This window comes from Pseudoxanthomonas sp. (assembly GCF_035999195.1).
GTDB lineage: Bacteria > Pseudomonadota > Gammaproteobacteria > Xanthomonadales > Xanthomonadaceae > Pseudoxanthomonas_A.
Genome location: NZ_DASYGY010000009.1, coordinates 858,202 through 875,977, shown reverse-complemented (window position 1 = coordinate 875,977; position 17,776 = coordinate 858,202). Strand labels below are relative to the sequence as shown.

The following is a 17,776-nucleotide window of genomic DNA, read 5'->3' as shown; positions in this document are numbered from 1 at the left end:
ATCAGTCGAGCAAGGCGTCGACCACGGCCTGCGGCTGCTTCATCCAGGCGAAATGGTCGGCGCGTGTCCCCAGCGCGGCATGGTGCAGCACGGTGACCCGCGCGGGGCTGTCCGGCATCTTCGCCATCAGGGCGCGCAGCGAGCTTTCCGGCGCCAGCCAGTCGTCGTCGAACAGCACGCCGCGCACCGGTGCACGCAGCGCGCGCATGCCGGCTTCCAGATCCACCGGCCAGCCTTCCGCACGATAGCGGCCACTGAGTCCCACGCGTGCCCAGTCGCGGATGAGGCCACGCGCCTCGTCGCCGCCGAAGCCCAGTCGCCGCCCCGGCAGCGCACCGCAGGCGCGTGCCAGCCACGGCGCGAACCGGTAGAAGAACGGCAGCGCGTAGCCACGCGGGGCAGGGAACGTTCGCCAGTACGGGGTGCCGCTGCCGACCAGCCACGCGGCGGCGAAAGCCTCGGGGCTCCGGCCGGCATGGCAGACCGCCAGCTGCCCGCCCAGGCTGTGGCCGCCGATCAGGTGCGGCGTGCCGGGAAGGCGGCGACGCACGGTGTCGTGGCTCAGGGGAATGTCCGTTCCCAGCAGCTCGCGGTAGCCCCAGTCGTTGCGTCGGTTCGCGCGCAGCGAACTGCTGCCGTTGCCGCGCCACTCGTGCACGAACACCGCCACGCCGCGTGCGGCCAGGGCATCGGCGAAGGGCAGGTAATGGCGGGCGGCGACCCCGAGCGCAGGAATCCACAACAGCGCGGATGCGGCCTCGGCTGGAAGGCGGGCGATCAGCGTGTATCCATGACCATCCGCCGACTGCAGCGGATACTCCTCCGCAGCGATGCGCTGTTCGTCGACGGTGTTCATGCGGTCGGCGCTGCGCCGATGTGGTCGAGCACGGCGATGTCGCTGCGGCCGGGCCGGTAGCCGCCGCGCAACGCCGCGTGCACGTAGTCCGAGGCGGCCAGGCAGGCCTCCTTCATCGGCATGCCCTGCGCGCGGCGCGCGGCGATCGCGGAGGCGAGCGTGCAGCCAGTGCCATGCGCTTCCAGCGACAGGCGCGGGTGCGAGGTTTCGGTCATGCCATCCTGATCGACGAACAGGTCCACCACGTCACCTTCGTCCTGCAGATGCCCGCCCTTGAGGAACACCGCGCGCGCGCCCAAGGCCAGCAGGTCGCCCGCGGCCAGGCGCATCGCCTGCGCATCGGGAAGGGAGCGGTCCAGCAGCAGTTCTGCCTCGGGCAGGTTGGGCGTCACCACATCCGCGAGCGGCAACAGCTGTGTCCGCAACGCGTGCAGCGCGCTGTCTTCCAGCAGCTTGGCGCCGCTGGTGGCGACCATCACCGGATCGAGCACCACCGCGGCCGGGCGATGCGCGCGCAACGCATCGGCGACGACCCCGATCACCTCGACGGTGGCCAGCATGCCCAGCTTCACCGCGCGGATGTCGAAATCATCGAAGCACGCTTCGAGCTGCGCGCGCAGGAAATCCATCGGCGGCACGTTCACCGCCGTCACGCCGCGCGTGTGCTGGGCGGTCAGCGCGGCGATGGCGGAGAGGCCATGCACGCGGTGCGCGGCGAAGGTCTTGAGGTCGGCCTGGATGCCGGCACCGCCACCGGAATCGGAGCCGGCGATGGTGAGGACGGAAACCACGGAAGGAGCAGTCATGCGTGGATTGTGCCATCCGTACGCGGGCGGGTGGCGCGGTGGGTCACGCGGTCGGCGGCCTGGCGCGCGTCCATTGGCGATACAGCACATGACCGACGCCGGTGCCGCCCGTCAGCAGCGCGGGCGCCAGCAGGGCGTCGTAACCGAGGTGGCGGTAAAGCCATGCGCCCAGCACGCCGCCGCCGAGGAATCCGCTGATGATCAATCCGCTCAGCGTCAGCCGGCGCACCGGCAACGGCATGCCGCGCAGCAGGTGGCCCAGGCCGATGCCGAGGTCGGTGAACATGCCGCTCAGGTGGGTGGTGCGCACCGCCGCACCGCTGTAGGTGGTGACCATCGCGTTCTGCAGGCCGCAGGCCACGGCCGCCAGCAGCGCACCCCAGATCTGCTGCTGCTTGAACAGCGGGATCGCCGCCAGCAGCAGCACGGCTTCCAACGCGAGGACCACGCCGTAGCGCCGGCCGAGTTTCAGCGTCTGGTCCTGGATGATCAGGCCGCTCAGCGTCGCACCCAGGCAGAATGCGATGAGTACGCCCCACAGGTGGATCACCGCACGCAGATCGCCCTGCGCGATCGCCGCGCCCAGCAGGCTGGTGGTACCGGTCAGGTGGCTGACCGCCTGGTGTTCGAACCCCAGGTAGCCGATGACGTTGACCATGCCGGCCACGCAGGCCAACGTCACCGCGCCGATCCACACCCAACGGGGGAGGTGGAGACCCATCGCCCGCTCAGGCCGGCGTCACAGCACTTCCGACGCGTAGTCCGCCAGGCGCGAGCGCTCGCCACGCCGCAGCGTGATGTGCGCGCTGTGCGCCCAGTTCTTGAAGCGGTCCACCGCATAGGTCAGGCCGGAGGTCGTCTCCGTCAGGTACGGCGTGTCGATCTGTTCCACGTTGCCGAGGCAGACGATCTTGGTGCCGGGGCCGGCGCGGGTGATCAGCGTCTTCATCTGCTTCGGCGTGAGGTTCTGCGCTTCGTCGAGGATCAGGTAGCGCGACAGGAACGTGCGGCCACGCATGAAGTTCATCGAACGGATCTTGATGCGCGAGGCGAGCAGGTCGTTGGTCGCCGCGCGTCCCCAGGCGCCGCCCTCCTGGTTGTGCGTCAGCACCTCCAGGTTGTCGGTCAGCGCGCCCATCCACGGCGTCATCTTTTCTTCTTCCGTGCCGGGCAGGAAGCCGATGTCTTCGCCGACGCTGACGGTCGCGCGCGTCATGATGATCTCGCGATACCGCTGCTGGTCCATCGTCTGCGCCAGCCCTGCGGCCAGGGCTAGCAGCGTCTTGCCGGTACCGGCGGTGCCGAGCAGGGTGACGAAGTCGATGTCGGGATCCATCAGCGCATTGAGCGCGAAGTTCTGCTCGCGGTTGCGCGCGTTGATGCCCCACACCGCATGCTGGCTGTGGCGGAAGTCGTCGACGATCTGCAGCGTCGCCCTGTCGCCGTCCACCCGGCTGACGCGGAACTCGGATTCGTCGTCGCCCGGCAGGTACAGGAACTGGTTGGGATACCAGCCGGCATCCTCGGCCATGACCACTTCGTAGAACGTGCGGCCCTTGTCGGTCCACGAGCGCAGGTCCTTGCCGTAGCGCTGCCAGAAATCCTCCGGCAGCGGATCGGCGCCGGTGTAGAGCAGGCTGAAGTCGTCGAGCGCGCGGTCGTTCTCGTAGTCCTCCGACACGATGCCCGCGATCGCCGCCTTGATGCGCAGGTTGATGTCCTTGGAGACGAACACCACCGGGATCTCCGGTTCCTGCTCCTTCAGCGCCAGGATCGCGCCGAGGATGGCATTGTCCGGAATGACCGCACCGAAGCTCTTGCCGGCCTCGAAGTGGCTGGTCTGGAAACGCAGCAGGCCGGCGCTCTGCGAGCCGCGCAGCTGCAGGCTGTTCGGCTGGATCAGCGGGATGCCGGCGGCCAGGTTGTCCAGGCCGGAGGCTTCGACCAGTTCGTTGAGGAAGCGGCTGACCTGCCGCGCGTTTCGGCTCGCTTCCGACGTGCCCTTCTTGCCGTTGTCGAGTTCCTCGATCACCTGCATCGGCAGGTAGACATCGTGCTCCTCGAACTTGAACAGCGCGGTGGGGTCGTGCATCAGCACGTTGGTGTCCAACACATAGATACGCTTGCTACGGGTCATTCGGGCAACCTCATCGAGGAAGATGTGTGAACACGGGCGACTTTTCCGCGGACAGCAGCGAACCACCATGACCCGCCGCGGCGCGGGATGGTGGAGGGGAGGGGAGGGGATTCCGTCACTGGGCCTGGTGGGCCTTCAGCGCATCCAGCACGGCCTGGGCGTGGCCGGGAACCTTGACGCCGCGCCACTCCTGCGCGATGCGGCCGTCGGGCGAGATCAGGAAGGTGCTGCGGACCACGCCCAGCACCTTGCGGCCGTACATGTTCTTTTCCTGGATCACGTCGAAGGCCTTGCACAGCGCTTCGTCGGCGTCGCTGACCAGCGGGAACCGGAAGCCCTGCTTGGCGCAGAAGTTGTCGTGCGATTTCACCGAGTCGCGCGAGACGCCCAGGACCGTCGCGCCCAGCTTCTTGAACGTGGGCAGCAGCGCGTTGAAGTCCAGGCCTTCGGTGGTGCAGCCGGGCGTGCTGTCCTTGGGATAGAAGTACAGGACCAGCCAGGTGCCGGCGTAGTCGGCGAGGGTGGTGGTCTGGCCGCCGGACAGCGCCAGCGGCAGCTTGAGGGTGGACTTGCTCAGTGCGTGGGATGCGCTCATCGAGTCTCGCGGATGCCTAGTGCCGGTTTTCCAGCGCCGCCACGCGCTTTTCCAGCGCGCCGATCCGGTTCTGCTGGACGATGATGATGCCCAGTGCCAGGAAGAACAGGAAGAAGGGTAGGTATTCCATCGGCCGCCTCCGTCAGAACTTCATCGGATCCATGATCGCGTCCAGGTTCAGATGGTCGCAGAATTCGAGGAAATCGTCGCGCAGCGCGGCGATGTGCATGTTGGCCGGCACGCCGATGGTGACCTGCGCCGAGAACATCTCCGCGCCGGTCTGCATCGCGCGGTAGCGCGTGCTCTGCAGGTTCTCGATGGTGATGCCCTGGCGGTCGAAGAAATCGGCCAGCTGGAACAGGATGCCCGGTTTGTCGGCGGCCACCACTTCCACGATGTACGGCAGCAGGTTGGACTGCACCACCTTCGGGCCGGTGCGGTAGAACACCAGCTTCAGGCCGTCATCGCGCTCCAGCCGCGACAGCATGGCTTCCAGCTTGGCCACTGCGTCCCACGAACCGGTCGCCAGTGCGGTCACCGACACGTCGCGTCCGACCGTGGACAGCCGTGCGTCCACCAGATTGCAGCCGCTGTCGGCGATCCGGCGCGTCACCGACAGGAGCGGCGATTCCGGATGCGTCGTGTAGGCGGTGATCAGGAGGTGGTTTTCGGTCGGCGAAGGCCGGGGCGTGGAATCGGTCAAGAGAGCTTCCGGCGTTGCGGTCTGGCTGAATGGCGGCCGGGCTGCGGCCCGGCGACGCTGGCAGCATACTTGCCCGCCCTTTGAACCCGCAAGTAACATGCGGCCGACATTGCAGGCGGGCCGGGATAACTGCGCTTACGGGCGCGTCCGGCGCGCCGGATTCCCATCGAGAGCCTTCCCTTGCATCTTTCCGGCAGCATCACCGCACTGGCCACGCCGTTCCTGGCGTCGGGCGAACTCGACCTGCACGCCTGGCGCGCGCTGCTCAAACAGCAGCTCGATGGCGGCACGCAGGGGGTGGTGGTGGCCGGCTCCACCGGCGAGGCGGCGGCGCTGTCCGACGACGAGTACGACACGCTGCTGCGCATTGCCGTGGAAGAGGTGAATGGCCGCATTCCGGTGCTCGCCGGCACCGGCCAGATGAATACTGCCAAGACCATCGCCGCCACGCGGCGCGCCGCCGCGTGCGGTGCCCAGTGTGCGCTGGTGGTCACGCCGCCCTACGTGCGGCCGACCCAGGCGGGCCTGGTGGCGCACTACCGCGCCGTCGCCGACCAGGGCGGGCTGCCGGTGGTGCTCTACAACGTGCCGGGCCGCACCGGCTGCGATCTGCTCCCGGAGACGGTGGCGGAACTGGTCGACCATCCGAACATCGTGGGCATCAAGGAAGCGCGCGCCGAACCCGAGCGCATGGCGGCGCTGCTGGCGCTGCGCACGGCGCGTTTCGCCATCCTCAGCGGCGACGATCCGACCGCCTCGCGCGCGATGCTCGCCGGTGCCGACGGCCTGATCTCGGTCGGTTCCAATGCGCTGCCCCGCACGTTCCGTCGCCTGTGCGACCTGTCGCGCGCGGGCGATGCCGCCGCCGCTGCCGCGCTGGATGCGCAGTTGCAGGAGATCTACGGCTTCCTCGGCGTGGAATCCAACCCCATCCCGGTGAAGGCGCTGCTGCAGCGCGCGGGGTTCGGCCACGGCCTGCGCCTGCCGCTGCTCACGCTGTCCGCCACCCACACCGATACCGCCGACCGTCTCGCCACCGTGGCGCAGGCGCTGGAAGCACAATCCAGCCGCGATAGCCTCGCGGCCTGAACCCAGGAGAACCCCATGCGTCTTTCGTCTTCCCTCGTGCGTCCGCTTGCCCTCGTGCTGCTGGTCGTGTCCGTCGCCGGCTGCTCGTGGTTCAAGAAGGGTGCGCGCGGCGACTACGCGCTGGCCCCCGAAGCGCGCCCGCTGGAAGTGCCGCCGGATCTCACCCTGCCCAACACCAGCGGCGCGATGCAGATACCGGCGGCCGGTCAGGCCACGCCGGCGGCCGCGCCGGCGGCGGGCGGATTCAACGTCGCCGGCTCGCGCGACGATGCTTTCGCCCGCGTGGGCGAGGCGCTGGCCGGTGTGGAGGGCGTGACCATCGCCAGCCGCGCGCAGCTGCTGGGCACCTATGACGTGAGCTACGAAGGCGCGAGCTTCCTGGTCCGCGTGTCCGCGGTGGACGCCGGTGCCTATGTGTCGGCGGTCGATCCGCGCGGCCTGCCGGCGACGTCGCCGGCGGCGGTCAAGCTGCTCGCCGCGCTGAAGGCCACGCTCGGCGGCTGATCCACAGCCGCCAGGCCACGAACGAAAAGGGCGCCGCAAGGCGCCCTTTTTCATGTGCAGCATGACGCCGTGCGATCAGCGCTCCAGCAGCGGCAGCTTGTCCGGCTTGCCTTCCCATTCCTTGGCATCAGGCAGCGGCTCCTTGCGCGTGGTGATGACCGGCCAGGCGCGCGATAGCTCGGCGTTGAGCGCCACGTAGCCTTCCTGTCCGGCGGGCACGTCGTCCTCGGGATAGATGGCGTTGATCGGGCACTCGGGCTCGCACAGCGTGCAATCGATGCATTCGTCCGGATCGATCACCAGGAAGTTCGGACCTTCGTGGAAGCAGTCCACCGGGCAGACTTCCACGCAGTCGGTGTACTTGCACTTGATGCAGTTTTCGGTGACGACGAAAGGCATGGGGCTCGATATGCAGCGGAAAGAACCACGCAAGTTTAAAGCACCGCGTCGGTCGCGTTGGAAATCTTTGTGGTCGGCGCCGGCGACGGATCGCGGCACCGCGAAGGGTAGTGATCGGACGGCGCTGCTGCGGGCGACGGCGCCCACGCCGGCACGACAACGTCGCGGGCATGCTGGGCTCGGGACGAAAGGTCTCCAGAAATTACAAAAATGGAACAATCAGTTAGATGAAGGCCAATTTATTCCATTCGTGCGCAGGATCATGCTGCGCGCCTCATCCCGCAGGAGCATCGCCATGATCACCCTTCGTCCCGCCCAGGCCCGCGGCCACGCCAACCACGGCTGGCTCGACTCCTGGCACAGCTTTTCCTTCGCCAATTATTTCGACGACAAGCACGTCCATTGGGGTCCGCTGCGCGTGATCAACGAGGACCGCGTGGCCGCCGGCCGCGGGTTCGGCGAACACGGCCATCGCGACATGGAGATCATCAGCTACGTGCTGGAGGGCGCGCTGGGCCACAAGGATTCGATGGGCAACAGTTCCAGCATCGTGCCGGGCGACGTGCAGCGCATGAGCGCGGGCACCGGTGTGCAGCACTCCGAGTTCAACTACAGCCAATCCGGTACCACGCACTTCCTGCAGATCTGGATCATCCCCGACCGCCAGGGTGTGACGCCGTCCTATGAAGAGAAGACCTTCCCCGCCACCGAGAAGCAGGGTCGCCTGCGGCTGGTGGTCAGTCCGGATGGCGCCGACGGTTCGGTGAGCATCCACCAGGATGCCCGCATGTATGCGGGCCTGTTCGACGGCAGCGAGAAAGCCGAACTGCCGCTGGCGGACGGGCGCCTGGGCTACGTGCATGTGGCGCGTGGCGAAGCCACCGTCAATGGACGGGCACTGAAGGCGGGCGACGCGCTGCTGTACGACGGCGAACCGTTGGTCAGCATCGAGCGCGGCATCGGCGCAGAGGTGCTGGTGTTCGACCTGCCGCGGATGCAGTAATCGCCCGGCACGACGAAGGGAAGGGCGCGCCTGTCGCGCCCTTTTTCGTTTGCGGGCGGCCGTCAGCCGAGTAACCGGTCCGCGACGATAAACCCTGCCGTCATCGCCACCACCAGCAGCGCACCCTGCAGCCGCGGTGGCGCGGGCACCGGAATGTCGAGCCAGCGGCAGGCGACACCGATGACGAGGGCCAGGGCGATGCCGATCAGCGCGGTCATCATGGCGGGTCGCTCCGCGAGATCTGCCCGGTGGGCCCACCGCAGTTCCGACGATGCCGCGCTTCGCGCCGGACCAGCGCGCGGTCGGCCAGCAGGTAACCACTGGTCATCGCCACGACCAGCAACGCGCCGACCAGCACCGGCGGCGCCGGCACCGGCACACCGAAGGCGCGGCAGCCGAACCCGATGGCGAAGCCGAGCAGCAGTCCGGCGACGAATTTCCCGTTCATGCCAGGCCTCCATGGCTGGCCGGCGGGGAGGGTGGCGTGGTGGCCGGCGCACCGCCGATGAAGTGGCGCACATGAGGCCGTTGCGCGGGATCGGCCAGCGTTTCCAGCACGGCCTCCTGCAGGATGCGCTCGTCCTCGGTCACGCGTTCGTGCTGGCGCAGATGCTCCCGCCATGACGCATCGACGAAATACTCCAGGTACACGCCGGGTTGCGTACTGTCCTCCGCCACGCCCCATTGCAGCGCGCCGTTGCGGCGCCGCGCGTGCCCGAGCGGCTGCAGGCGTTGCAGGAATTCCTGCCGTCGCGCGGGGTCGACGCGGTACTCGATCGTCACCAGGACCGGGCCGCGATCGTCGTGCAGGTCCGCGCTGACCACCGGCTGGGGCCAGTGGCCCGACGGCGTGAGGTTGACGCGCGCCGCGTCGCCCAGGCGGAAGCGCGCGCCCGCGATGGCCGCCACCGCCGTACCCACGGCCGCGAGCAGCAGCGCACGCGGCGTCCCGGCGTGTTGCGCCAGCCAACCCCAGCCCAGGCTGCCCGCCGCCATGCCGCCGGAAAACACCACGATGTACAGCGACAGCGCCCGCGCGCGGACCCACGCCGGCACCGCCGTCTGCGCCGCGATCTGCAGCGACGAGAGCACCGCGATCCAGGCAAGTCCGGCGAGCAGCGCGACGCCGTACAGCAGCGGCACCCAGCGCAGCAGCGCGAACGCCAGGATGCAGCCGGCGTACGCAAGCGTCGCCCACAGCACCATGCGGTCGGCGTCCATGCGCGCGCGCAGTCGCGGCAGCACCAGCGCGCCGCCGATGGCGCCCGCGCCGATGCAGCCCAGCAGCAGGCCATACGTGCCGGCGCGTGCCTGCAGATCCTGATTCACCACGATGGGCAGCAGCGCGGTGAGCGCGCTGGCGAAGGTGAAGAACCAGGCGGCCTTCACCAGCACCGCCTGCAGCACGCTGGCGCGCGATGCATAGCGCAGGCCCGCGCGCAGGGCGACGCCGAACGTCTCCGGAGGCAGCAGCGATGCGGTCGGCGCGCGGCGCCAGCGCCACAGCACCACGGCGACGCCGAGGAACGTCAGCGCATTGACGGCGAACGCCCAGGCGATCCCGGCCTGCGCCACGATCAGCCCGCCCAGCGCCGGGCCGATGGCGCGCGCGATGTTCATGCTCAGCGAGCCCAGTGCCACGGCCGGTCCCAGCATCGGCTTGGGCACCAGCTCGGGCGTGGTGGCCTGCTGCGCCGGCATCGCCATCGCCGCGCCGATGCCGAGCGCGAAGGTCAGCGCGATGAGGGTCCACGGCCCCAGCGCGTCCAGGTGCGCGAGGATGGCCAGCGTGCCGGCGACAAGCAGCATCCACAGCTGCGCCACGATCAGGTAGCGTCGCCGATCGACGATGTCGGCCAGGGTACCGGCCACGAGGGCCAGCACGACCACCGGCAACGTGGTCGCCGATTGCACGGCCGCGACCATCAGCGGCGAACCGGTCGTCTCGGCCATGACCCAGGCGGCGGCGACATCGTGGACCCAGGTGCCGATGTTGCCGACCAGGATGGCGAGCCAGAGGGCGCGGAAGGTGGGTTGTCCGAGTGGCGACCAGGGTCCGTGCGCGACGGGCGTGGACATGGTCAGAACGCGAAGCACGCGCACCCGAGCGCGCCCCAGAACGCCCGCAGGTCGCCGGTCGGCACCGCAAGCCGGGCCGCATGGCCGCCGCCGTGGCCGTGCGCGTGCACCCGGCACGCCGGGCCATGCGCATGCGCCAGGGCGGCGCCGGCCTGCGCGAGCGTACCGCCCTGATAGCCGCCGAAGCGGTTGACCGGCGACCAGTCCGGCATCGGTTCCGGCAGGACCGGCGCATGCGGTGCGAACGGCACGCTCCCATGCACGATGCGTCCACCGAGCACCGTCAGCACGCTGGTGATGTCGGGGATGGCGTCCTCGGCGACGGCGAAGTAGTCGGCCGACAGCAGCGCGCAGTCGCCCAACTGCCCGGGCGCCAGTCGTCCCTTCCGGTCCTGTTCGGTGGAGAACCAGGCGCTGCCGTGCGTCCACAACCGCAGTGCCTCCTCGCGTTCCAGCCGGTTGTCGTCGCCGTACATCTGCAGGCCGCCGAGCGTGCGTCCGCTGACCAGCCAGTACAGCGCCACCCACGGGTTGTAGCTGGCCACGCGGGTGGCGTCGGTACCGGCACCGACCGGCACGCCGGCCGCAAGCATCCGCCGCACCGGTGGCGTGTGACGCAAGGCGTCCTTGCCGTAACGCTCGGCGAAGAACTCGCCCTGGTAGGCCATGCGATGCTGGATGGCGATGCCGCCGCCGAGTGCGCGCACGCGGTCGATGTTGTGCGGCGAGATGGTTTCCGCATGGTCGACGATCCAGTGCAGGCCGTCGAACGGCACCTCGCGGTTCACCTGTTCGTAGACGTCGAGCACGCGGGTGATGCTCTCGTCGTAGGTGGCATGGATGCGGAACGGCCAGCGCTGTTCGGCGAGGAAGCGCACCACGTTCGCCAGTTCGCCTTCCAGCGTTGCCGGCAGGTCGGGCCGCGGCTCGCGGAAATCCTCGAAATCCGCCGCCGAGAACACCAGCATCTCGCCCGCGCCGTTGTGGCGCAGCAGGTCGTCGCCCCGGCCGGGCTTCAGCATCCTCGACCAGCGCTGGAAGTCGTCCAGTTCCTCGCCCCTCTTCTGGGTGAACAGGTTGTAGGCGATGCGCACCGTCAGCTGCCCGTCGGCATGCAACTGCTCGATGATCCGGTAGTCCTCGGGATAGTTCTGGAAGCCGCCGCCCGCATCGATCACCGAGGTGATGCCGAGCCGGTTCAATTCGCGCATGAAATGCCGCGTGGAGTTGAGCTGGTATTCCGCGGGCAGTTTCGGTCCCATCGCCAGCGTGGCGTACAGGATCAGGGCGTTCGGTCTGGCCAGCAGCAGGCCGGTCGGGTTGCCGGTCTTGTCGCGCTGGATCTCGCCGCCGGGCGGGTTCGGTGTGTCCCTGGTGTAACCCACCGCGCGCAGGGCGGCGCGGTTGAGCAGGGCGCGGTCGTACAGGTGCAGGATGAAGACCGGCGTGTCGGGTGCGGCCGCGTTGAGTTCCTCCAGCGTCGGCAGCCGCTTCTCGGCGAACTGCGATTCGCTGAAGCCGCCCACCACGCGGACCCACTGCGGCGCGGGCGTGACCGCTACCTGTGCCTTCAACATCGCCATCGCGTCGGCCAGCGAGCGCACGCCGTCCCAGCGCAGTTCCAGGTTGTAGTTCAAGCCGCCACGGATCAGGTGGGTATGGCTGTCGTTGAGGCCCGGCACCAGCCGGCGCCCGCCGGCGTCGATCACGCGGGTCGCCTCCGAGGCGAGTGCCATCACGCGGGCATCGTCGCCCACCGCCAGCACACGGCCGTCGGCGAACGCGATGGCGCTGGCCGTGGGCCGTGCCGCGTCCAGCGTGGTGATGCGCGCATTGCGCAGGATCAGGTCGGCCATGCGAAGGTCTCCGGGTCGGGCGTTGCCGGGCAGCGTGGCCAGGGTGGCGGCGCCGGCCATGCCTTTCAGGACGTGCCGGCGCGTTTCGTCGACGACCATGGAAGACCTCCGGAGCGGCATGGCGGTGCGTTGCGCCCACGGACGGGCGTCGTGCCCCAGGATGGCACCGTCAGTGGCCCCCTTCCGACGCGCCGAACATGCGCTTGGCGTACTGGATGCCCAGGCCGTAGCCGCCGCCGTGCAGCTTGGCGATGCCGGTGGTCAGGTCGTAGGTCGCGCCGCGCGCCCAGTCGCGCTGCAGTTCCAGCAGGTACTGCACGCTCGTCAGCGGCCGCACGCCGGCCTGGATCATGCGCTGCATCGCGCGCTCGTGCGCCTCGGTAGTGACGTCGCCGCAGGCATCGGCGATCACGTACACCTCGAACCCCTGGTCCAGCGCGGACAGGGCCGGTCCGACGATGCACACGCTGGTCCACAGACCGCCGAGGACGACGCGGCCTTTGCCCGCGGCGTTCACCGCCGCGATGACCGCCGCATCCTCCCAGCAGTTCATGGTGGTGCGGTCGTAGACCGTCGCATTCGGGAAGGCGTCGGGGATTTCGGGGAACAGCGGGCCCGAGAAGGACTTCTCGGCGACGGTGGTCAGGAGCGTGGAGACGCCGAAGCCGGCGGCGCCCTTGGCGACCAGCGCCACGTTGTTGCGCAGCATGGCCACGTCGATCGAGTGGGTGGCGAACGCCATCTGCGACTGATGGTCGATCAGGATCAACGCATGGTCGACCGGCGTGAGCAGGGTCTTGCCGGCGGCGGGCGAGGCGATGGGCATGGGGGGGCTCCTGTCGGGGGATCGGCGCACTGTCGCCTGCCGCACGCGTGGTGGCTTGCATGGGCGTGCGCTTCGTACGCACGGCGCCGGGGCAGGGCGGGATCCCGTGGCCATCCCGTAAACCCGGCTGCCCTCGGGCACGGCATCCGGACGCATCGCGAGGTCCGCGCGCTTGCCGGCCGGCTTAAGGAGTTCTTAAAGACCCTGCGGGAGCATGCGGGCACCGGATGTCCGGCTCCCCCACCCAAAGAGGTTCCCATGACCGCGTTGCGCGCGTGCACGTCCCTGCTGCTGTTGCTGCCGTTTTCCGTTGCCGCCCAGGTCGTCGAACGTACCGACAAGCAGGCGCAGGATCTGTTGCCGTCGCGCTGGAGCGCGGGCCTGGCCGTCGTCCATCGCGACAGCGAATACGCCGGCGAGGGCACGCGTACGCGCCTGCTGCCGAACATCGCCTACGACGGCGATCGTTTCTACTTGCGGGGTGCGGCGCTCGGCTACCGCGCCTACAAGGACGAGCGCTTCGAGCTGCGCACCTTCATCGCCGGGCGCCTGGACGGCATCGACGCGGATGATTTCGGCGTGGCCGAACTGGCGCGTCGTGGCGTGGACCGCAACCTGCTGTCCGACCGCGACGACAGCGTCGACGTCGGCGTCGGGGGCAGTTGGAAGGGCGCGGCCGGCAAGCTCGATCTCGATGCGCGCGTCGACGTGACCGGCACCAGCGAGGGCTATGCCGTCGCGCTCGACTACAGCTATCCGCTGACCGTCGGCCGCACCGCGCTGGTGCCGTCCATCGGCGCGGTGCGCCTGTCGGCCGACATGGCGGACTACTACTACGGGATCCTGGACGAAGAAGTCGCCCGCGGCGTGGCGGCCTACCGGCCCGGTGCCGCCACGGTGCCGCGTGCCAGCCTCAGCCTGGTCCATCCCTTCGCCAGGCGCTGGGTGCTGCTGGGCAATCTCGAATACCGCGCCTTGCCGGACGCCCTGCAGGACAGTCCGTTGGTAGAGGCCGGCAAGGACCGCAGCACGTCGTTGTTCATCGGCATCTCGCGCGGCTTCTGACACACCGATCGTTCCCCATCCGTCTGCTGGAGTTGCCCATGACCGCCCGCCTCGCCCGTGCCGGGACCGCGACGATGCTGCGTCCCATCCCTGTTTCCTCGTTTCCTCCGTTCGCCGGTCGCGCCGGGATGCAGGCCACCGCGCGCACCGAGATCGGCATCCACCGCGTCACCCGCGCCCATGCCGCCGCGCTGATGCGGCTGTGCGACCGCCAGATGGCGGAATTGCCCGCTGCATCCGGCGCGCGCTCGGGCGGCGTACTCGAGCTGATGGAGGCGTTGTTCGAACCGCCCTTGCGTGCGTGGGCATGGATGGCGGAGCGCGGCGGCGAGCCGGTCGGTTATGCGTTCGCCACGGTCGGCTTCTCGATGATCGAACGTGCGTACTACTTCAATCTGGAGACGCTGTTCGTGCCGGCAAGCGCGCGCCCGTCCGGCATCGCCGCCGGTCTGTTCGCCGAAGCGCGCCGCACGGCGGCGGAACTCGGCTGCGTGGACCTGCGCTGGCAGGTGCCTGCCGCACAGGCCGCGGCGCTGATGACCCTGCCGGGCCAAGCCGGCGCCGCGACGATGATCCAGTACGTGTTTCCCACCTTGCAGCAGGACCAGGTCGACTGAGATGGAACGGAAGCGTGAAAAGAAGCCCGTGCCGCCGCGTGGCAAGCGCTGGCGACGCGTGGTCGCCGGGGCGTGCGTGTCCGCCAGCGCGCTCGCCTATGCGGGATTGTCCGGCTGCAGCACGGTGTCCTATCCGCAGTCGCCGCAGTTCGGCGACGACGGGTTCCAGAACGTGCGCAAGCCGCGTCCGCTGGGATGGCGCGAAACCAGCAAGCTGTGGTGGGATTTCCTGGTCGGCGGCAAGCCGGCCGGGACGGTGCCGACCCGTTCGATCCCGGTGCAGGCGGTGACACGCGTGCAGCTCGATGAAGCACCCGACGGCACCCTCTACCGGCTGGGCCATTCGACCGTGCTGCTCAAGCTGGACGGACGTTTCTGGCTGACCGATCCGGTGTTCTCCGAGCGCGCATCGCCGGTGCAGTGGGCCGGGCCGAAGCGTTTCCATGCACCGCCGATCACCCTCGACGAACTGCCGCCACTGGCCGCCGTGGTGCTGTCGCACGACCACTACGACCATCTGGACCGCGAGACCGTGCGCGTGCTGGCGGCGAAGACGGAGGTGTTCCTCACTCCACTGGGCGTGGGCGACCGCCTCGTCCGCTGGGGCGTGCCGCGCGACCAGGTCCGCCAGCTGGACTGGTGGGACGACGTCGAACTGGACGGCGTGCGCTTCACTGCGACGCCGTCGCAGCACTTCTCCGGCCGCACGCTGTTCGACCGCAATGCCACGCTGTGGGCGTCGTGGGTGATCCGGGCGGACGGGCTGCGCATCTTCTTCAGCGGCGACACGGGTTACTTCGACGGCTTCCGCACGATAGGCGAGCGTCTGGGGCCGTTCGACCTGACGCTGCTCGAGTGCGGCGCCTATGACCGCCGCTGGCAGGACGTGCACATGCTGCCGGCGCAGACGCTGCAGGCGCATCGCGATCTGGGCGGCAGGTCGCTGGTGCCGATCCACAACAGCACCTTCGACCTGGCGTTCCATGGCTGGAGCGAGCCGATGGAAACGCTGTACACGCTGTCCCGGCAGGGCGACGTGCAGATCGTGACGCCGACGATCGGCCAGCCGCTGACGATCGCGCGGCCGGAAGCCACTGAGCCGTGGTGGCGCGCCGAGTGATGGCGGCGCCGCGACTCAGGGATCGGGCGTGGCCGGGAACTCGACCCGGCAGGCGAAGCCGCGGCCACCGATGCCGTCGTCGACGGTGATCGTGGCTTCGTGCGCCCGCGCGATCCGCTGCACCAGCGACAGGCCGATGCCGCTGCCGCGTTCGCCATTGCCCTGGCTGCCACGGAAGAAGCGTTCGAACACGCGTTCCCGTTCTTCCGGCGCGACGCCGGGGCCGTTGTCGCGCACGATGAGCCAGGCCGTGGCGCCTCCGGCATCCAGGCCGCAGGCGATCTCGATGCGGGCGTGTTCGCCGCTGTAGCGGACCGCATTGTCCAGCAGGTTGCGCACCAGGATGCCGAGGTCGTCGAGATCGCCCCGCACGCTGGCCGGTTCGGCATGGATGGCGAGCGTCTGCTGGCGCCGCGCCGCCATCGATTCGAATTCGCGCATGACCATCGTCACCACGTCCGGCAGCGCGACCACCGGGCGGTCGTCGCGCAGCGGGGACGCATCCACGCGCGCGGAGTCCAGCAACTGCTGCGCCAGGCGAGAGGTGCGCTGGATGCCCTGCGACAGCTGCGCCAGTGCGGCCTGCGCGTCGGTCTGGCTGCCTGCGCGCATGGCCACCTGGGTCTGCGTCAGCAGCGCGGCCAGCGGCGTGCGCAGTTCGTGCGCGGCATCGGCCAGGAACTGGCGTTCACCGCGCATCGCATCCGACAGGCGTTCGAGCAGTTGGTTGAACGAATCCACCAGCGGCCGGATCTCGCGCGGCAGGCCGGAGGCGGGCAGGGGCGCAAGGTCGTGCGGTTCGCGCTGCGCCATCTCGCGGCGCAGGCGGTTCATCGGGCGCAGGCTCCAGTGGATGGCCAGGCCGACCAGTGCGCCGAGCACCAGCAGGATGCCGATGCCACTCCACAGGCTGATCTTCACCCAGTGCGCGAGTTCGGCCTTCATCGCCGACTGCGACATGCCGGCCTGCACCTGGATGCGGCCGCTGGCGTCGGTGGCGGCATAGACGCGCCACGGTTCGCCGGCGACCTCGGTCAGCGCGAAGCCGGGTTTGAAGTCCGCGCGCAGCGGCTGCATCGGTGCGCCGTCCGACGCCACCACGGGCGTGCGGCGTCCGAGGATCCACACCTGGTAGCGAAGCGTGTCGAACTTCTTTTTCTTGCCCGCCGGGCCGACTCTCGGGGGCAGTTGCAGGCGCGGGCCCTCGACGAGGGCGTCGAGGTTGCTGGGCATCGACAGCAGGATCTGCTCGCTGACTTCCTGCAGGAACAGGTCGTCGTGACCCTGCTGCTGTCGCGTCATCTGGAAGTGCTGGCTGCCCAGCCAACCACCCCATCCCAGCGCGAGCGGCGTCATCACCGCCAGCAGCAGTTTGGACTTCAGCGAGTGGCTCATTCGCCCTCTCCCAGCCGGTAGCCGAAGCCGTGCACGGTGGTGATCACGCCGTCTCCCAGCTTCTTGCGCAACTGATGGATGTATACCGCGATGGTATTGCTCTCGATCGAGCCTTCGCCGCCGTACACCAGCGATTCCAGCGTATCGCGCGCGATCACGCGGCCCGGCCGCTCCATCAGGGCGAGCAGGGTGCGGTATTCGTGCACGCCAAGACGCACCGGGCGCTCGCCCAGCCGCACCGAACGGTCGGCCGGGTCCAGCACGATCTCGCCATGACGCAGCACCGGCGCCACGCGGCCCTGCGTGCGGCGGACCACGGCGCGCAGGCGCGCGCCGAGCTCGCCGGCCTCGAAGGGCTTGACGATGTAGTCGTCGGCGCCGGCATCCAGGCCGCGCACCCGGTCGCTGAGCTGGTCGCGCGCGGTGATGATCAGCACGGGCGTGGTGTCGTAGCGCTGGCGCAGCGCCATCAGCACGTCCAGTCCGGAGCCGCGCGGCAACCCCAGGTCGAGCAGGACGGCGGTGTAGCCGTGGTCGACCAGCGCCAGGCGCGCGGACGACACGTCCTCGGCGCGGTCGATGGCCCAGCCGTCCTGCGCCAGCGCGGCGGCCAGCGCATCGCCCAGCATGTGATCGTCTTCAACCAGGAGCAGGCGCGACATGGGCGGCCCTCGGAACGTGGGGAGGCGACCATGCTAGGTCGATGCGATTAAACCGGGTTTAATG

19 protein-coding genes and 1 pseudogene are annotated in these 17,776 nt (G+C 69.3%); 6 read left to right on the top strand and 14 right to left on the bottom strand.

Going from position 1 to position 17,776, the window contains the following annotated elements; genetic code table 11:
- Position 1: 1 nt before the first annotated feature.
- The 6 genes from VGN58_RS11260 to VGN58_RS11235 all read right to left on the bottom strand — a co-directional run bounded on the left by VGN58_RS11260 (position 2) and on the right by VGN58_RS11235 (position 5,097).
- Positions 2–856, bottom strand: coding sequence for an alpha/beta fold hydrolase (locus VGN58_RS11260; RefSeq protein ID WP_327483318.1), 855 nt, complete (start codon positions 854–856; stop codon positions 2–4).
- Entirely contained in the window at positions 853–1,662 is an 810-nt protein-coding gene (gene thiD / locus VGN58_RS11255) for a bifunctional hydroxymethylpyrimidine kinase/phosphomethylpyrimidine kinase (protein WP_327483317.1), read from the bottom strand. Before thiD ends, VGN58_RS11260 begins: the two co-directional genes overlap by 4 nt.
- 43 nt (positions 1,663–1,705) lie before the next feature.
- Positions 1,706–2,383 (bottom strand): YoaK family protein, encoded by a 678-nt coding sequence (locus VGN58_RS11250; protein ID WP_327483316.1) that lies wholly within the window; start codon positions 2,381–2,383, stop codon positions 1,706–1,708.
- 18 nt (positions 2,384–2,401) lie between these two features.
- Positions 2,402–3,799 carry a PhoH family protein gene (locus VGN58_RS11245; RefSeq protein ID WP_327483315.1) on the bottom strand — a complete coding sequence of 466 codons (1,398 nt, stop codon included), beginning with the start codon at positions 3,797–3,799 and terminating at the stop codon, positions 2,402–2,404.
- Between the two features lie 115 nt (positions 3,800–3,914).
- The gene (locus VGN58_RS11240) at positions 3,915–4,394 is read right to left on the bottom strand and encodes a peroxiredoxin (RefSeq protein ID WP_327483314.1); all 480 of its coding nucleotides are present in this window, start codon (positions 4,392–4,394) and stop codon (positions 3,915–3,917) included.
- A gap of 142 nt (positions 4,395–4,536) precedes the next feature.
- Positions 4,537–5,097: a glycine cleavage system protein R gene (locus VGN58_RS11235; RefSeq protein ID WP_162336523.1), complete on the bottom strand. Its 561-nt coding sequence runs from the start codon at positions 5,095–5,097 to the stop codon at positions 4,537–4,539.
- 180 nt (positions 5,098–5,277) lie between these two features.
- Here VGN58_RS11235 and dapA point away from each other — a divergent pair, with 180 nt between their 5' ends.
- Both dapA and VGN58_RS11225 read left to right on the top strand, forming a co-directional pair.
- On the top strand, positions 5,278–6,186 hold the full coding sequence (dapA, locus tag VGN58_RS11230) for a 4-hydroxy-tetrahydrodipicolinate synthase (RefSeq protein ID WP_327483313.1): 909 nt from the start codon (positions 5,278–5,280) through the stop codon (positions 6,184–6,186).
- 15 nt (positions 6,187–6,201) lie between these two features.
- Positions 6,202–6,690: a hypothetical protein gene (locus VGN58_RS11225; RefSeq protein WP_327483312.1), complete on the top strand. Its 489-nt coding sequence runs from the start codon at positions 6,202–6,204 to the stop codon at positions 6,688–6,690.
- A gap of 75 nt (positions 6,691–6,765) precedes the next feature.
- On the opposite strand, the gene fdxA is transcribed toward VGN58_RS11225, so the two are convergent.
- Complete coding sequence (fdxA, locus tag VGN58_RS11220; protein WP_055943648.1) at positions 6,766–7,089, bottom strand: ferredoxin FdxA; 324 nt, start codon at positions 7,087–7,089, stop codon at positions 6,766–6,768.
- A 295-nt stretch (positions 7,090–7,384) separates the two neighbouring features.
- On the opposite strand from fdxA, the gene VGN58_RS11215 reads away from it, so the two are divergent.
- Entirely contained in the window at positions 7,385–8,092 is a 708-nt protein-coding gene (locus VGN58_RS11215; RefSeq protein WP_327483311.1) for a pirin family protein, read from the top strand.
- 62 nt (positions 8,093–8,154) lie between these two features.
- On the opposite strand, the gene VGN58_RS11210 is transcribed toward VGN58_RS11215, so the two are convergent.
- The 5 genes and pseudogenes from VGN58_RS11210 to VGN58_RS11190 form a co-directional block, all read right to left on the bottom strand.
- The gene (locus VGN58_RS11210) at positions 8,155–8,313 is read right to left on the bottom strand and encodes a DUF1427 family protein (protein ID WP_327483310.1); all 159 of its coding nucleotides are present in this window, start codon (positions 8,311–8,313) and stop codon (positions 8,155–8,157) included.
- Positions 8,314–8,393: 80 nt separating this feature from the next.
- Positions 8,394–8,540: pseudogene (locus tag VGN58_RS18355) on the bottom strand (XapX domain-containing protein); the annotation flags it as partial.
- Complete coding sequence (locus VGN58_RS11200) at positions 8,537–10,177, bottom strand: MFS transporter (protein ID WP_327484637.1); 1,641 nt, start codon at positions 10,175–10,177, stop codon at positions 8,537–8,539. The pseudogene VGN58_RS18355 and the gene VGN58_RS11200, both read right to left, overlap by 4 nt.
- Positions 10,174–12,027, bottom strand: a complete 1,854-nt coding sequence (locus VGN58_RS11195) for an amidohydrolase (protein WP_327484636.1) — start codon at positions 12,025–12,027, stop codon at positions 10,174–10,176. Before VGN58_RS11195 ends, VGN58_RS11200 begins: the two co-directional genes overlap by 4 nt.
- A 169-nt stretch (positions 12,028–12,196) precedes the next feature.
- Positions 12,197–12,853 (bottom strand): hydrolase, encoded by a 657-nt coding sequence (locus VGN58_RS11190; protein WP_327483308.1) that lies wholly within the window; start codon positions 12,851–12,853, stop codon positions 12,197–12,199.
- A 258-nt stretch (positions 12,854–13,111) separates the two neighbouring features.
- Between VGN58_RS11190 and VGN58_RS11185 the strand changes: the two genes are divergently transcribed.
- The 3 genes from VGN58_RS11185 to VGN58_RS11175 are packed head-to-tail and all read left to right on the top strand — an operon-like array spanning position 13,112 to position 15,655.
- Positions 13,112–13,918: a MipA/OmpV family protein gene (locus VGN58_RS11185; RefSeq protein ID WP_327483307.1), complete on the top strand. Its 807-nt coding sequence runs from the start codon at positions 13,112–13,114 to the stop codon at positions 13,916–13,918.
- A 38-nt stretch (positions 13,919–13,956) separates the two neighbouring features.
- A complete protein-coding gene (locus VGN58_RS11180; protein ID WP_327483306.1) occupies positions 13,957–14,535 on the top strand; it encodes a GNAT family N-acetyltransferase in 579 nt (192 codons plus the stop codon).
- Between the two features lies 1 nt (position 14,536).
- On the top strand, positions 14,537–15,655 hold the full coding sequence (locus VGN58_RS11175) for an MBL fold metallo-hydrolase (RefSeq protein ID WP_327483305.1): 1,119 nt from the start codon (positions 14,537–14,539) through the stop codon (positions 15,653–15,655).
- 15 nt (positions 15,656–15,670) lie between these two features.
- Here the strand turns inward: VGN58_RS11175 and VGN58_RS11170 are convergent, their stop codons facing one another.
- Together VGN58_RS11170 and VGN58_RS11165 are read right to left on the bottom strand one after the other, a co-directional pair.
- A complete protein-coding gene (locus VGN58_RS11170; protein WP_327483304.1) occupies positions 15,671–17,050 on the bottom strand; it encodes an ATP-binding protein in 1,380 nt (459 codons plus the stop codon).
- Positions 17,047–17,712 carry a response regulator transcription factor gene (locus VGN58_RS11165; protein ID WP_327483303.1) on the bottom strand — a complete coding sequence of 222 codons (666 nt, stop codon included), beginning with the start codon at positions 17,710–17,712 and terminating at the stop codon, positions 17,047–17,049. Before VGN58_RS11165 ends, VGN58_RS11170 begins: the two co-directional genes overlap by 4 nt.
- Between the last annotated feature and the right edge of the window lie 64 nt (positions 17,713–17,776).